Raw genomic sequence first — 14615 nt, 5'->3', positions numbered from 1 at the left:
GCGCCGAAGTCAATATACGGCCCCCCTCGCTTATTTTTTTTGAGCGGATATGATGTTTTGCATTATCAACGTCCAACTGGTGGGACATGCCCCTGAAAAAAAGCAAAGCAGATAAATCATCCAAATCCAAAAACGCGGACAATGCCGCCGCCCAGTCGCTGCGAGGCGTCACAAACTGGAAAGAAGCCGGAGAATGGCTCCGGGCCCGAGGCATAGAAGATATCGAATGCATTACGCCCGATCTTGCGGGCGTCGCCCGTGGCAAGATGATGCTGACCTCCAAGTTCAATGCATCCACATCGCTTGCCCTTCCGAATGCCGTCTTCCGGCACACGATTTCCGGGGAATATCCCGATGAATCCGGCGGCTTCCGCTACGATGCCCGCGACAGCGACCTGAAGCTGATCCCCGACCTCTCGACCCTTGCCATCGTCCCGTGGGAAGAGGATCCCACTGCGCAGGTGATCTGCGACGTTGTCGATATCGATGGCGATATGACGACCTACACGCCCCGCAACGTGCTGCGCCGGGTGATGAACCTCTATGCAGCGAAGGGCTGGAAGCCCGTCGTGGCGCCGGAAATCGAATTCTATCTGGTCGCCATGAACGAGGACCCCGATTATCCGCTGCAACCGCCGAAGGGCCGCTCGGGCCGCACCATTCTGGGTGGGCAGGGCTATTCCATTGCCGGCGTCAACGAATTCGACGAGCTGATCGACGACATCTATGCCTTCTCCGAGAAACAGGGCCTGGAAATCGACACGCTCATTCACGAAGAGGGTCCGGCGCAGCTGGAAATCAACCTCAGCCACGGCGATCCGCTGGAGCTGGCGGACCAGGTCTTCATGTTCAAGCGCACGATCCGCGAGGCGGCGCTCAAGCATGGGATCTACGCGACCTTCATGGCAAAGCCGCTGCAGGGTCAGGCGGGCTCCGCCATGCATATCCACCAGTCCGTGGTGGATGCGAAGACGGGAAAGAACATCTTCTCGGATGCGGACGGATCTGAATCCAGCCTGTTCCGTTATTTCGTGGGTGGCATGCAGCGCTATGTACCGAACGCGCTTGCCATGATGGCGCCCTATGTGAACTCCTACCGCCGCCTGACGCCAGGCATGTCGAGCCCGGTGAACACGGCCTGGGGCTATGACAACCGCACGACCGCCTTCCGCATCCCGGTTTCGGGTCCGGCCGCGCGGCGGGTGGAAAACCGCCTTCCCGGTTCGGATGCCAATCCCTATCTGGCGCTCGCGGCGTCGCTTGCCTGCGGCTATCTGGGCATGGTCAACGAAATCCAGCCGACACCCCATTCGGAAGGGACCGTGAACGAAGGCGAAATCGATCTGCCGCGCGGCCTGCTGGAGGCCGTTGCGCTGATGGAGGCCGAGCCCAGTCTTGCGGGATGCCTCGGCTCGGAATTCGTCGGCATGTATGCCGGGTTGAAGCGGGGCGAGTTCGAGACCTTCATGCAGGTGATCAGTCCCTGGGAGCGGGAATTCCTGCTTCTGAACGTCTGAGGTTCTCCCATGTGGCAGAGCCCCATCGCGCCGGGACTTTCCTGGTATCAGGCGAGCGCGGGCGAGCGGCCGGTTTATCCGGCCCTCGACGGCGCGCGGCAAGCGGACGTCGCCATTGTCGGCGGCGGCTATACGGGCCTTCAGGCGGCCTATAATCTCGCAAAAGCGGGTGTTTCGGTGGTCCTCATCGAGGCAGCCCGCTTCGGTGACGGGGCCTCGGGACGCAATGGCGGCCAGATCGGGACCGGACAGCGGGCCTGGCCGGACGAGATGGAATCCGAATTCGGTTTCGAGCGCACCAAGGCGCTTTTCGAGATGGCGGAGCGGGCCAAGCGCCATCTCCTCGACTTCGCCACCCGGCATGACATCGATATGGATTACATGCCCGGCTACATGAGCGTTTGCCACAAGCAGGGCAAGGAAGACGAATACCGCCGCACCGCCGATATCATGGCGGGGCGCTACGGCTATGCGCCGATGCGTTTCATGGACCGGCGCGAAACGGAGGAACGGGTGGGCTCCACCCGGTTTTCCTGCGGGGTCTATGACAGCGGTACCGGCCATATCCACCCGCTGAAGCTGGTGATCGGGCTGGCGCGGGTGGCCGCGGACGCCGGGGCCAGCCTGCACGAAATGACCCGGGCAACAGCCATCCGGCAGGCTGGCGGCAAGACGCTGGTGGATACGCCGAAAGGCACCGTCAGCGCCGACCGGGTGCTGATCGCCGCCAACGGCTATATCGACGGGCTGGAGCCGGTCACCGCCGCCCATGTCATGCCGATACGGTCCTTTATCGGGGCCACCGTTCCACTGGAGCGCCATCCGCGTGTGCTTCCCGGTTGCGAAGCCATTGCCGACAGCCGCTTCATGGTTCGCTATTTCCGCAAATCCCGGGACGGGCGCCTGATCTTCGGCGGGCGCGAGGCCTATACGGCCGCCAATCCCGCCGATATCTCGATCCATATCCGCCGGCAGATCGCGGAAATCTATCCCGAGCTCGCCGATATCGAGATCACCCATTCCTGGGGCGGATCGGTGGGCATCACCCTGCCGCGCAAGCCTTTCGTCCGGGAGGTGATGCCGGGCGTCACCTCCATCGGCGGCTATTCGGGCCATGGCGTCATGCTGGCGAATTACTGCGGAAAGCTCTATGCGGACGATATTACCGGCAACAGGACCGACCTCGAACTCTATCGAGACCTGAAGATTCCGCCCTTCCCGGGCGGACCGTCCTTGAGGGCGCCGCTCCTGTTTCTGGCCCTCAGCTGGTATGCCCTGCTCGACCGGCTGTGATTTTTTGATGACGAAGCCAGATTTGCGCCGGGCAAGTCTGGCTTTTTTAAATCGATTAGATTATGAGCTGAAGCATCCCTTTACGGAGTATGAGCATGACCAGCCAATTCATTCCCGTCGAGCCTTTCGATTGCGTCGTCTTCGGCGGCACCGGAGATCTTGCGGAGCGCAAGCTGCTTCCCGCACTCTATCATCGGCAGATGGACGGCCAGCTGAGCGAGCCGACCCGCATCATCGGTGCCTCGCGCGCGCCGATGACCAACGAGGAATATCGTACCTATGCACGCACCGCTCTGAAGGAGCACCTCAAGGGCGAAGAATACAAGGATGAGGAAGTGGAGCACTTCTGCGCCCGCCTTTTCTACGTGTCCGTCGATGCAAAGTCCGAACAGGGCTGGGACAAGCTGCGGGATGTGCTGGACGAGGGCAAGGAGCGCATCCGCGCCTTCTATCTGGCGGTTGCCCCTGCCCTTTTCGGCCCGATCGCGGAGCAGATCCGCGATCACAAGCTGATCACCAAACAGTCCCGCATCGTGGTGGAAAAGCCCATCGGGCGCGATCTCGCCTCGGCGCTGGAACTTAACAACACCATCGGCAAGGTGTTTCGCGAAGAGCAGATCTTCCGCATCGACCACTATCTCGGCAAGGAGACGGTGCAGAACCTGATGGCGCTGCGCTTTGCCAATGCGCTCTATGAGCCGTTGTGGAATTCGCACCACATCGACCACGTGCAGATCACCGTGGCGGAATCGGTGGGCCTCGAAGGCCGGGCCGGCTATTACGACAAGGCCGGCGCGCTGCGCGACATGGTGCAGAACCACATGCTGCAGCTTCTCTGCCTCGTGGCGATGGAAGCCCCTTCCTCGCTGGAAGCGGAAGCCGTACGCGACGAGAAGCTGAAGGTGCTGCGCGCGCTGAAGCCGATCGACAATTCCAACGTGGAAAAGCTGACCGTTCGTGGCCAGTACCGCGCCGGCGCCTCCGCTGGCGGCCCGGTGAAGGGCTATCTGGAAGAGCTGGAGGGCGGGGTCTCGAACACGGAGACCTTCGTCGCCATCAAGGCCGAGATCGGCAACTGGCGCTGGGCGGGCGTGCCCTTCTACCTGCGCACCGGCAAGCGGCTCGCCAGCCGCATGTCGGAGATCGTCATCAGCTTCAAGCCGATTCCGCACTCCATTTTCGACGATGCGGCCGGGCGGATCACCGCCAACCAGCTCGTCATCCGCCTGCAGCCCGACGAGGGCGTCAAGCAGTGGCTGATGATCAAGGATCCCGGTCCTGGGGGCATGCGCCTTCGCCATGTGTCGCTGGACATGACCTTCGCCGAAGCCTTCAGCGTCCGCAATCCGGATGCCTATGAACGCCTGCTGACGGACGTCATCCGCTCCAACCAGACGCTGTTCATGCGGCGGGACGAGGTGGAGGCCGCGTGGAAATGGGTCGATCCGATCCTGAAGGGATGGGATGCCACCGGACAGGCCGTGCAGGGCTATACGGCCGGCACCTGGGGCCCGAGCCATGCCATCGCGCTGATCGAGCGGGATGGCCGTACCTGGCACGAGGTGGGATGATCGCCATGAGCCGGTTTCACGCCTACGAGAATGGCGCCGGCCTCGCAGAGGCCATGGCGGACAGGGTTGCAGCCCAACTTTCCGAGGGCATCGCCGCCCGCGGCCGGGCATCGATTGCGGTTTCCGGCGGCACCACGCCCGGCCGTTTCTTCGACGCGCTTTCCACCCGCCCGCTCGACTGGGACAAGGTGGATGTGACGTTGGTGGACGAGCGCTTCGTGCCGAAGGACAATCCCCGCTCCAACCATGCGCTGGTGGCCGAGCGTCTGTTGCGGAACGAGGCGGCATCCGCCCGGTTCCTGCCGCTCTATCACCCGGCTGCGGATGCGGAAGAAGCGGCGCGGAAGGCGGCAGAAGAAGCCGGCGCGCTCGCCGCCCCGTTCGATGTGGTGATCCTCGGCATGGGCGGTGACGGCCATACCGCCTCCTTTTTTCCGGGCGGCAACCATCTGTCGCAGGCGCTTGATCCTGGCACGGAAAGCCCCATCCTCACCATGGAAGCCGCGGGAGCGGGCGAAACCCGCCTGACCTTCAGTTTCCGCAGGCTTCAGGATGCGCGGTTGCTGATCCTCCACATCGAGGGGCAATCGAAGCGCGAGGTGCTGGCGAAGGCCGAGGCCGGCGGCAGCGAAGCCGACATGCCGATCCGCGCCGTGCTGTTCCGCGCGGCGACGGAAACAGACATTTACTGGGCGCCCTGAGTGCCCTCCCGGACGCGCTGAAGCCGCGTCCGTCGTCCAGCCCGCCCGGTTCGGTTGCGGAAAGCCAGGTGCATTTCCGCCCGAGCCGCGCCCCAGAACGGAAGCAAGCCCATGTCCTCCCAGACACCGCATGCCAGCATTTCCGCCATCACCAAAAGGATCGTCGAACGCTCGAAGCCGGGCCGCGAGGCCTATCTCGACCGTATAAGGTCCGCCGCTTCCAAGAGGCCGCATCGCGCGGTTCTTTCCTGCGGCAATCTCGCCCATGGTTTCGCCGTCTGTTCGCCCGCCGAAAAGCAGGCGCTCGCCGGCGACCAGGTGCTGAACCTCGGCATCATCACCGCCTATAATGACATGCTTTCGGCCCACCAGCCCTTCGAGACCTACCCGGCCCTCATTCGCGAAGCGGCGCGGGAAGCCGGGGGCGTGGCCCAGGTGGCCGGCGGTGTTCCCGCCATGTGCGATGGCGTGACCCAGGGCCAGCCCGGCATGGAGCTTTCGCTGTTCTCGCGCGACGTGATTGCCATGGCGGCTGGCATCGGCCTCTCGCACAACATGTTCGATGCCGCGGTCTATCTGGGTGTCTGCGACAAGATCGTTCCCGGTCTGGTCATCGCCGCGCTGGCCTTCGGGCATCTACCCGCGGTCTTCGTGCCCGCCGGGCCCATGACGTCAGGTCTGCCGAACGACGAGAAGTCCCGCATCCGCCAGCTCTATGCCGAGGGCAAGGTGGGCCGGGCCGAGCTGCTGGAGGCGGAGTCCAAGTCCTATCACGGGCCGGGTACCTGCACCTTCTACGGAACCGCCAATTCGAACCAGATGCTGATGGAGATCATGGGTTTCCATCTGCCGGGCGCGTCCTTCATCAATCCGGGCACGCCGCTGCGCGATGCGCTCACCCGCGAGGCTGCCAAGCGCGCGCTGCAGATCACCGCGTCAGGCAATGAATTCACGCCTGCCGGCGAGATGATCGACGAGCGGTCCATCGTGAATGGCGTGGTCGGTTTGCATGCCACAGGCGGCTCCACCAATCATACGCTGCATCTGGTCGCGATGGCGGCGGCGGCGGGGATCAAGCTGACCTGGCAGGACATTTCCGATCTTTCCGACGTGGTGCCACTGCTGGCCCGCGTCTATCCGAACGGTCTGGCGGATGTGAACCACTTTCACGCGGCCGGCGGCATGGGCTACCTGATCTCGCAACTGCTGAAGGGCGGGCTGCTGCATGAAGACGTGCGCACCGTTGCCGGCGAGGGCCTCTCGTCCTATGCCATCGACGTGAAACTCGGCCAAAGGGGCGAGGTTCTGCGGGAGCCCATTCCGGCGGAAAGTGCAGATCCCAAGGTGCTCACCAGCATCGATAAGCCCTTCCAGGCGAATGGGGGCCTCAAGGTGCTGTCGGGCAATCTCGGTCGCGGCGTGATCAAGATTTCCGCCGTCAAGCCGGACCGGCACATCATCGAAGCGCCGGCCATCGTTTTCAACGACCAGCAGGAACTTCAGGACGCCTTCAAGGCCGGAAAGCTCGACCGCGATTTCATCGCCGTGGTTCGCTTCCAGGGTCCGAAGGCGAATGGAATGCCGGAACTGCACAGGCTGACACCGCCCCTCGGCGTTTTGCAGGATCGCGGCCACCGGGTAGCGCTCGTGACCGACGGCCGCATGTCCGGGGCATCGGGCAAGGTGCCCGCAGCGATCCATGTGACACCCGAAGCCAAGGATGGCGGACCCATCGCCCTGATCCGCGACGGCGACATGATCCGCCTGGATGCCGTGGCCGGAACATTGCAGCTGCTCGTCGATGCGGACGAGCTGGCCCGGCGGACGCCCGCCCACATCGATCTGTCGGGTAACGCTTTCGGCATGGGGCGGGAGCTGTTCGAGCCTTTCCGGATGCTGGCCCGGGCGGCCGATGAAGGAGCGGGCATTTTCGCCTGATCCCCTTTCCTCTCCTTTGTACGGCCCGTCTTCCGAGAGGGAGGCGGGCCTTTTGCATTTTACATGCCCGCTTCGCGCGTTCATATTTCGTTAATGATTAACATTTAATTTTTTATTGTTTTCGAGTTTTAGGACTTTATAATGTCAAAGCAATTACCCCGGCCGATGGCCGATCCGCGTCCGATCAACGGCGCGCCCATGCCCGGCACGGCAAACCGCCTCCCCTGCCACTTCAAGGCCGTTGCCGTTTATGGCGCCTATGGATGCCGGCGCATTCAGGAGGTGACCATCGATGTCACGGAAATCTCGCGCACGGAGATTGTGATACAGGGGCCTCTCTGCATTTTCCTGCCCAATTCCTTCACCCTCGTGCTTGGCGCCCGGCAATATGGCATGGGATGCGTTGTGGCGCAGCGATACAAGGACCGGCTGGTCTGCAAGCTCATCCGGCGGGAAAGTTCCACCATGGTGGCCTTCCTGTCCACGCTCCTCCATCCCGTGGATACGCTGTCCATCCTCCGTCATCCGCTTTTTCCGCCCGGCCGGCATGAGCGAATATTTCTTGAAAGTCCCCATTAAAATTTTATGCTTTCGCTTAATTCGAATACTATAAATATTTGTATTTTCAGATATAATTGACATTTACTGTGGTTGTGCTATGTATATATCCGGCGCCAATGTCCTGAACGTGTTACTTCCACCTTTTGGAATGGAGGAATACAATGCCGGATGCAAGCAGCGACAATCTCACAGGGAATTATCTTTCCCGGATTGCACAGAGATACGAGCGCAGACGCTTCGAGCGCCGTAAGTGCAACTTCATGGCCCGCGTGCTGTTTACGACCAAGGGCAACCGGAACATTGCCCAGTATATCGTGCTCGCCCAGGATATATCGGAGGTCGGCATTCGCCTTTTCACCGAGCAGTCAAAGGACATCCCCAAGCATTTCTACCTGTTCATCGGGAAGTACCAGCACGGTATCGGCTGCATCGTGGTGGGTCGCGAAAAGGATATTCTCCGGTGCGAATTCATCAAGGACGCACCGACAAAGATCGTCGATCACCTTGCGGGGGTGACAAACCCCAACGCGACGCTCGGGCTTATCAAGCACCCGTTGTTCGGCTATGTGGCACCCCACTGAACTCAGGTCAGGACGAAATTGACCGGGGCCGGCAGCGGCGGCAGATCGGCCTCTCCCAAGGCCTCGCGCAGATTGATCTCGATGATATCGGCAAGGGTTGCGATGGGGAGGTCGTTGGGGAGAAGGCCAAAGGGCTCTTCCAGCTCGTCTCCCAGCGCATCCAGACCGAAGAAAGCGTAGGCGATCATTGCGGCGGCGAGCGGCGTCGCCCATCCCAGGGCATTGATGAAGCCCAGGGGCATGCAGAAGCAGAACAGATAGGCGGTCCGGTGCAGCAGCAGCGTATAGGCGAAGGGAACGGGTGTGCTGCGAATGCGCTCACAACCGGCCTGCGCCGCCCCCAGACCTGCAAGGCTGCGGTCAAATCCCTGGTAAATGATATTGCTGATGCGGCCCTGCTGCTGAAGCAGCGCGAATTCCCGCGCCAGTGCCCTGAGAAGCGCATCCGGCGGATTGCGGCTGCCGAGATAGGACGCGACCACATCTTCCGGAAGCAGGCGGAGCACCTTCTCGCTGTCACCGCTCCCGCGGAGATGGAGGACCATGGCCTGGGCAAAGCCCATCGTAAGGTAAAGGATGCGGCGTCTCAACGGGAGCTCGGCCGCATCGCCAGCCTTGTCCAGAACCAGCGTTTGCCGGGCCAACTGCCGGGTGGTGAAAACCATCTCCCCCCAGATTTTTCGTCCCTCCCACCAACGATCATAGCAAGCGGAGTTCCGGAAGCTCAGGAAAATGGACAGGGCGATGCCGATCAGGGCGAAGGGCGCGCCGGCGTAAATCGGAATGAGGGTTTCCTGAAACCCGTGGAGGGCGACCAGAAGCGCCGAGAACAGCGCCACGCTGAGGATCTGGGGCAGGATGCGCGGGATGATGGAGCCGCGCATGACGTAGAGCAGTTGCAGGAGTGTGGGGCGGGGACGGACAATCACCGGGAGGAAATCCTTCGAACGCGATCAGGCGAGGATATCCTAGTCGTGCGCAATCCCGGCGGCCTGTCTTGCTGCGACCCCTGAGGGCCGCAATGTCACAGCATGTTGCCAGACGCTACCAGTTGCGAACGTCCAGAACCCGATCGCGATGGGCCGGATGCGTGCTGAAGACGAAAATGCGGTCCATTTCCTTCTTGGTCAGCAGCTTCAGGAACCGGGCCTCGATGGTGTTGTTGGTGAAGGTTTTCATAAGCACGCAGCCGATCTTGGCGATGCGCGCATCCGGAATATCCAGATAGAACTGTTTCGGCACATGAAACTGGGTCAGAAGCGACAGGATGGCGCCGGCGGGCGATACCCGGACGAGATCGCAGCGGCGCGAGGCCAGATGCGTGACCACCCGTTCCTGATATTCGATACGCGCGGCATTGAGCGTATCCTCCATCTGGAACCGGGCTTCGCGGTCGTACATGAAAGATTCTTCCCGATTGAGGAAGTGCTCTCTGGGCGGAGCTGACATACGCACTACTGCTACTCCAAACATTTGCTAGGCAACTCACGCTAGCAGGCGAAATTTAACAGAGAGTTGGAGAAAGCAGGCAGACCAGAAATTCTGAAAAAAAGCGAGAATATACAGATTTGATTTAATATAAAATTCGAATAATATTCAAAGCAACCGGCGGATCCGCCGCCGGAGCGACGGATCTGCCGGTTTCACTCAGAACTTCGGAGCGGGCTTTCCGGCCTTGCGGCAGGCAGCAATCACCGTATTGGCCATCAGCATGGCAATGGTCATCGGACCGACGCCGCCCGGAACCGGTGTGATGACGGCTGCGGTCTTGGCGCATTCGTCAAACGCGACGTCACCCACCAGCTTGGCCTTGCCCTCGCCCTTTTCGGGAGCGGGCACGCGGTTGATGCCCACATCGATCACCGTGGCGCCGGGCTTGACCCAATCCGCCTTCACCATCTCGGGACGACCGACCGCTGCCACAAGGATATCGGCATTGCGGCAGACGCTTGCGAGATCCTTGGTCCGGGAATGGGCGATGGTGACGGTTGCATTGGCGGCCAGAAGAAGCTGGCCCATCGGCTTGCCGAAGAGGTTCGAACGGCCGATCACCACGGCGTTGAGGCCGGAAAGATCTTCGCCATGGGTGCGGCGCACGAACACCATCGCGCCAGCCGGCGTGCAGGAGACGAGACCGGTATCCGCGTCTCCCGTGGCGAGCTTGCCGGCATTCACCACATGCAGGCCATCCACATCCTTTTCAGGCAGGATGGACTGGATGATCGGGTCGGAGTTCAAGTGTTTCGGCAAGGGCAACTGTACGAGAATGCCGTGAATCGACGGATCCTGATTGAGGGTTGCCACCAGGGCCGCGAGTTCTTCCTGGGTGGTTTCTTCGGGCAGGGTGTGCTGGACCGACTTGAAGCCGCACTCCTTTGCCATCTTGCTCTTCGAGCTGACATAAGCATGGCTTGCCGGATCGTTGCCGACAATGATCACAGCCAGTCCCGTCTTGACGCCTGTTTCCTTTTCCAGGCTGGCGCTTGCCGCCTTGACGGCATCGATCACCGACGCGGCCACTTCCTTACCATCGATTACAGTCGTCACCTTGAGGTCTCCCTGCCTTGTCTCAAACAATACCTAACCGGTCGCTACGCCAACGGGATGCGATCGCGACCTTCGCGCGCGCCCACTGTCCGCAAGCCCGCGCCCTCCGCATCAGTCTAGGGTCCACGGCGCAAGGGGAATGGCCTCGGAGCGCCGAAAGCTGTCTGTTTGCGGCAAGCAGTTGGATTAATTATGCCGACATGCTCATCTACCGTCCGGCGGGAAATGTCAAATACGCCGGCCTGCCGTAACCAGAACACGGCGACGCAGCTCGGCGAGCTCTTCGCGCAAGCGCTCGACCTCCTGCTCGTCCCTTTCCTCTTCGAAGAGAAGCGGGGCGACCCTGCGGAGCTTTTCCACGGTTGGCAAGGCGTCGGCGGCGTTGGTCGGCGGCGCCGGCGGAGCACCGGCCCCCAGGTCCACCAGATGAGGCACCGGCCGGTTCGCCGGTGCATGGCTGCGCTCAACGGGCTTGGGCGTATCCGCCCTGTCGGTACGGCGCGAGACGGGCTCCTGGCGCTGCCCGACCGGCGCGCCCATGTGCGGCTTGTCAGTTGCCGGCTTGTTCGTGCCGCCGGGACGCCGTGCATGGTCCCGGCGCGCAAAGATGAAGGCCAGGGCCGCACCGAGGCCTGCCAGTCCGCCGCTCAGAATCTGCAGGAAGGAAACGGAGCCGGTCTTGGGCTCAACGGTATCCGGGGCAGAGGCATCGAAGATCGGCAGGTGTGCCTTTTCCGCCGCGGCCGGTTCGCGGGCGCGGTCTCGCGCCGCCTCCACCGCGGTAATCAGTTGATCATAGCGTGAAAGATCGACGCCGCTTGCGGCGATCTCGCCCTGAAGCGCCTTGCGCTGGGCGTCCAGGTTCGCCAGCATCTGCTGGGCCGATTTTGCCTGCTCGGCACTGCGCGCCTTGAGGCGCTTCAGTCGGTCTTGCAGGGCAGCACGCGCCTTTTCCACTTCCACCTGCGCCTGCTGAAGCCGGGGATGTTTAGGCCCCAGGGAAACCGACAGGGCCGAAAGCTGCATGGAGGCGTCGGTATAGGCTTTGCCCAGAGAGGTCAGCTGGTCATCGGCAACAGCCGCGCCGAGCCTGCCGGAAATAATGTCGTTGACGGTCGCGTCCTTGAGATCGGCAGCCGAGCCTTCGTCCGCAGTCATGCGGGTCCGATGGTCGTCCAACCCCTTGAGGCGGCTTCGCTTGATCAGGACAGCGGTCAACTTGTCACCGCCAACGGCGGTGCGGAATTCGGCCAATGCGGTCTCCGCCCGCTCCACATCGGCAAGCTGGTCCCGTTCGGGCACCGCCCCGGTGATCTCGGTGGCCGCCGAATAGACGGTCGCCAGCGCCTCCGCGATCCTGACCGCCTTTTCGGATGTGGAGGCCGTGACATGCAATCGGGCATTCTTTCCATCCGGCTGCGGCTCGATCGCCACATGGCGGGAAAGCGTGCGAATGGCGCGATGCCTCGGATCTGTGGCGCCGTCTTCAGGACCGGACAGGATTTCGAAACCGACGCTCAACCAGCTGGCCTCGGCGCCGGCAAACTCCTGGTCACGTTCGAGCCCCAGCAAATCCACCGCCCGGCCGAGGGATTCCTCGCTGGCAATCGTTTTCAGGGAGCGTGCAAGCGTGGCCGGCAGAGGATTGCCCGCCATGTCGCGGACCGACAGCGTGACGGACGCCATGGTGGCGGCGGTCGTCTGCATCTGGAGATAGACCGGCAGGAGCGCACCGCAGGTGGCGAGCAGCGCGACGAGCAAAGCGGAGCGTCCGAAGCGCGCAGCCTGACCGGCCACGGGCAGCGACGCGGGGCTTTCCCCAGCCGGTTTTGTCGTGTTCGAACGCATGACGCCAGTTCCCTGCAAGAGCCCCCGAGACGGAACTCCAGTCCTTGCAGGCTAAAGGCGTATGGTTAACCGAGCCTTAATTATGAAAGACAAGTACCGGCGAAGAAACCGCTCGTCAGGAGCGGCGGCCCGTTCTCAGCCACTCGCGGCCGATCTTCGACAGGAGGGATGGCAATGCCAGAAGCTTGCCAAGCCGCGCCTTCCCCGCGCGGCCGCTCTCATCGGACAGCGCATCGACAATCCGGTCACTGATGAGAACCAGAGAGGCCTCTTCCGCGCCGATATGCCGTTCGACCCACACTTCCCGATGCGGTGTCTCCAGCGCCACGATCAGCACATCGAAGCGGGTTTCGCCCATCCGTTCGACCGGAAGATCAGCATCGAAACGGTCCGGGGTGAGCCCGATATAGGTGTGCCATGGAACATGCTTGCGCAGACGGGCAACAGCCGCTTCGAGCGCGGGCCCAGCCTGACCGATCACCCCCACCCGCAACGGTTCCGCCACATGGGTCATCAGGGCGGGAATGAAATCCCGGGCATCGAGATCGGCCTGGAAGCGTTCGCCGGTCAGCATGCGGGCCGCAAGGGCAATCCCCTCGCCTTCCGGCAGCAGGAGATGACCGGAGAGCGCCGCACGAAAGGCGGGATCCGCTGACAGGGTGTCCAACTTTTCTGCATTGAGGAACGAGACGACCGTGGGAGCACCCGAACGGCCGATCCGGCCATGCACATGGTTCAGCGCCTGATCCCAGGGCATGTCGCAGACCGCCAGGCCGAAGACCTGACGAACGCTTGCCTTGAGCGAGCGGGAAGCCGGCCGCTTCTGAGCCATCTGCGGAATGAAATCGAGCGCATGCGCCATGTCGGTACCCCGTTTCTTGTCGCACCGGCAGGATCAGGGTTCCATCGATGCGTTGTTATTGGGGAATATCTATCAAGTATAAATGAAAATCCGTTTAGCGATGCGACCTGCAATTGAAGCTTTTCATCAAGAGGCTGTTAACCCTACAACAGCGCAAGGGCGGGACCTTTCGGCCCCGCCCTTGCGTATAAGGGGATCGGGTTCGGGAAGCGCTATTCGGTCTTCGCGGCGGCCTCGCCTTCGGGCGCGGCCTTTGCCTCACCGCCCGCCGCAGCCTCGCCTCCGGCAGCACCGCCTTCGGCACTGCCTTCCGCGGCAGGAAGCTTCTCGGGTGTCACGATCTGCTGCGGGGGCTTTGCCTTGCCGCCCGACTGGCCGATCCGGATGTCGTCCTTCGAGAGATAGTCGAGCTGCTCCACAAGCACATCGGCGATGATATCCGCGCCCAGTCGCTTGTTGAGGTCATCCTTGACCATCTTCTTGAAGTCTTCCAGCTTGAAGGCCTTCGGATCGGAAATGTCGATCATGCTGTTACCGACAAGGAGCGAAAACAGCTCGTCGGTCATGTATTCGGTGATGGGCGGCTCGCCGCCGTTCAGCTTCTGCTTGTCCATCATGAAGGAAATCCGGCCGATGAAGTAACCGGTCACGTTTCCATCTTTCAGAAGCGGCACGGTGATCGACTCGCCCTTGACCACCTCAAGCGCCGCCTTCTTGGCAGCGGCCTCATCGACCGGTGGCGCAGTGCCCATCTGCACGGAAAAATAGACCGCGCCGAGCGCTACGATGCACACCCAGATACCCGCGGCCACAACCTTCAACATCAGGCTTCCCCGTAGCGGAACTGTTCTTGGGAATAGGTGCCGTCGGCATCCTCATCCTGCATGGCGGTCTTCAGGATATCGGCAACGGCGCGGACCGCTTCGAGATGAGCCTGGACGCGCGTTGCATTGGTGGCCAGCTTCTGGCGCAGGTCATGCATCTGCTTCATGTAGGAACGGGCAATATCATGCTGGTCCGTATCCCGGAAAAGCATGGTCAGTTCGTACAGGCAACGGCTCTTGTGGGCGTTGGATACCTTCAGATCGAACTGGGGATCCTTGCCGATCCGCTCGTTCTCGTTGTCGATGATGAGCTCAAGACGGCCCAGCACCGATTTGATCCTGTAGTCGCTGTTGAGAACTTCCATTGTCTAT

Annotated in this window: 14 protein-coding genes; 7 read left to right on the top strand and 7 right to left on the bottom strand. The window is 61.9% G+C overall.

Annotated elements, in window-relative coordinates; genetic code table 11:
* Positions 1 to 86: 86 nt before the first annotated feature.
* The 7 genes from ACT54B_RS09130 (at position 87) to ACT54B_RS09100 (ending at position 8162) form a co-directional block, all read left to right on the top strand.
* On the top strand, positions 87 to 1517 hold the full coding sequence (locus ACT54B_RS09130; protein ID WP_476044390.1) for a glutamine synthetase family protein: 1431 nt from the start codon (positions 87 to 89) through the stop codon (positions 1515 to 1517).
* Positions 1518 to 1526: 9 nt separating this feature from the next.
* The gene (locus ACT54B_RS09125) at positions 1527 to 2810 is read left to right on the top strand and encodes an NAD(P)/FAD-dependent oxidoreductase (protein ID WP_476044389.1); all 1284 of its coding nucleotides are present in this window, start codon (positions 1527 to 1529) and stop codon (positions 2808 to 2810) included.
* A gap of 95 nt (positions 2811 to 2905) precedes the next feature.
* Complete coding sequence (gene zwf / locus ACT54B_RS09120; RefSeq protein ID WP_476044387.1) at positions 2906 to 4381, top strand: glucose-6-phosphate dehydrogenase; 1476 nt, start codon at positions 2906 to 2908, stop codon at positions 4379 to 4381.
* Between the two features lie 5 nt (positions 4382 to 4386).
* On the top strand, positions 4387 to 5082 hold the full coding sequence (gene pgl / locus ACT54B_RS09115; protein WP_476044386.1) for a 6-phosphogluconolactonase: 696 nt from the start codon (positions 4387 to 4389) through the stop codon (positions 5080 to 5082).
* A 111-nt stretch (positions 5083 to 5193) separates the two neighbouring features.
* Entirely contained in the window at positions 5194 to 7020 is a 1827-nt protein-coding gene (gene edd, locus ACT54B_RS09110) for a phosphogluconate dehydratase (protein WP_476044384.1), read from the top strand.
* 141 nt (positions 7021 to 7161) lie between these two features.
* Positions 7162 to 7599 (top strand): hypothetical protein, encoded by a 438-nt coding sequence (locus tag ACT54B_RS09105; protein WP_476044383.1) that lies wholly within the window; start codon positions 7162 to 7164, stop codon positions 7597 to 7599.
* Positions 7600 to 7742: 143 nt separating this feature from the next.
* Positions 7743 to 8162 carry a hypothetical protein gene (locus ACT54B_RS09100; RefSeq protein WP_476044381.1) on the top strand — a complete coding sequence of 140 codons (420 nt, stop codon included), beginning with the start codon at positions 7743 to 7745 and terminating at the stop codon, positions 8160 to 8162.
* A 2-nt stretch (positions 8163 to 8164) separates the two neighbouring features.
* Here ACT54B_RS09100 and ACT54B_RS09095 read toward each other — a convergent pair whose 3' ends face one another.
* The 7 genes from ACT54B_RS09095 to ACT54B_RS09065 all read right to left on the bottom strand — a co-directional run bounded on the left by ACT54B_RS09095 (position 8165) and on the right by ACT54B_RS09065 (position 14608).
* On the bottom strand, positions 8165 to 9091 hold the full coding sequence (locus tag ACT54B_RS09095) for a bestrophin family protein (protein ID WP_476044380.1): 927 nt from the start codon (positions 9089 to 9091) through the stop codon (positions 8165 to 8167).
* Positions 9092 to 9206: 115 nt separating this feature from the next.
* Entirely contained in the window at positions 9207 to 9611 is a 405-nt protein-coding gene (locus tag ACT54B_RS09090) for a hypothetical protein (RefSeq protein ID WP_476044823.1), read from the bottom strand.
* Positions 9612 to 9809: 198 nt separating this feature from the next.
* Positions 9810 to 10709 carry a bifunctional methylenetetrahydrofolate dehydrogenase/methenyltetrahydrofolate cyclohydrolase FolD gene (gene folD, locus ACT54B_RS09085; protein ID WP_476044378.1) on the bottom strand — a complete coding sequence of 300 codons (900 nt, stop codon included), beginning with the start codon at positions 10707 to 10709 and terminating at the stop codon, positions 9810 to 9812.
* Positions 10710 to 10937: 228 nt separating this feature from the next.
* Positions 10938 to 12557 (bottom strand): GumC domain-containing protein, encoded by a 1620-nt coding sequence (locus tag ACT54B_RS09080; RefSeq protein ID WP_476044377.1) that lies wholly within the window; start codon positions 12555 to 12557, stop codon positions 10938 to 10940.
* A 115-nt stretch (positions 12558 to 12672) separates the two neighbouring features.
* On the bottom strand, positions 12673 to 13419 hold the full coding sequence (locus tag ACT54B_RS09075) for a WecB/TagA/CpsF family glycosyltransferase (RefSeq protein WP_476044375.1): 747 nt from the start codon (positions 13417 to 13419) through the stop codon (positions 12673 to 12675).
* A gap of 212 nt (positions 13420 to 13631) precedes the next feature.
* A complete protein-coding gene (locus tag ACT54B_RS09070) occupies positions 13632 to 14243 on the bottom strand; it encodes a hypothetical protein (protein WP_476044374.1) in 612 nt (203 codons plus the stop codon).
* Entirely contained in the window at positions 14243 to 14608 is a 366-nt protein-coding gene (locus ACT54B_RS09065; protein WP_476044373.1) for a hypothetical protein, read from the bottom strand. The genes ACT54B_RS09070 and ACT54B_RS09065 overlap by 1 nt, the downstream gene beginning before the upstream one ends.
* Positions 14609 to 14615 lie beyond the last annotated feature (7 nt).

The sequence above is a fragment of the Gellertiella sp. DMC107 genome (assembly GCF_056313605.1).
The sequence above is the reverse complement of the archived record's forward strand: the minus strand, read 5'-3'. Positions and strand labels throughout refer to the sequence as shown.

Excerpts from the sequence above, each read along its gene's own strand:
- ACT54B_RS09130 (WP_476044390.1), top strand. The coding sequence starts at position 87 with ATGCCCCTGAAAAAAAGCAAAGCAGATAAATCATCCAAATCCAAAAAC.
- ACT54B_RS09125 (WP_476044389.1), top strand. The coding sequence starts at position 1,527 with ATGTGGCAGAGCCCCATCGCGCCGGGACTTTCCTGGTATCAGGCGAGC.
- zwf (WP_476044387.1), top strand. The coding sequence starts at position 2,906 with ATGACCAGCCAATTCATTCCCGTCGAGCCTTTCGATTGCGTCGTCTTC.
- pgl (WP_476044386.1), top strand. The coding sequence starts at position 4,387 with ATGAGCCGGTTTCACGCCTACGAGAATGGCGCCGGCCTCGCAGAGGCC.
- edd (WP_476044384.1), top strand. The coding sequence starts at position 5,194 with ATGTCCTCCCAGACACCGCATGCCAGCATTTCCGCCATCACCAAAAGG.
- ACT54B_RS09105 (WP_476044383.1), top strand. The coding sequence starts at position 7,162 with ATGTCAAAGCAATTACCCCGGCCGATGGCCGATCCGCGTCCGATCAAC.
- ACT54B_RS09100 (WP_476044381.1), top strand. The coding sequence starts at position 7,743 with ATGCCGGATGCAAGCAGCGACAATCTCACAGGGAATTATCTTTCCCGG.
- ACT54B_RS09090 (WP_476044823.1), bottom strand. The coding sequence starts at position 9,611 with ATGTCAGCTCCGCCCAGAGAGCACTTCCTCAATCGGGAAGAATCTTTC.
- ACT54B_RS09080 (WP_476044377.1), bottom strand. The coding sequence starts at position 12,557 with ATGCGTTCGAACACGACAAAACCGGCTGGGGAAAGCCCCGCGTCGCTG.
- ACT54B_RS09075 (WP_476044375.1), bottom strand. The coding sequence starts at position 13,419 with ATGGCGCATGCGCTCGATTTCATTCCGCAGATGGCTCAGAAGCGGCCG.
- ACT54B_RS09070 (WP_476044374.1), bottom strand. The coding sequence starts at position 14,243 with ATGTTGAAGGTTGTGGCCGCGGGTATCTGGGTGTGCATCGTAGCGCTC.
- ACT54B_RS09065 (WP_476044373.1), bottom strand. The coding sequence starts at position 14,608 with ATGGAAGTTCTCAACAGCGACTACAGGATCAAATCGGTGCTGGGCCGT.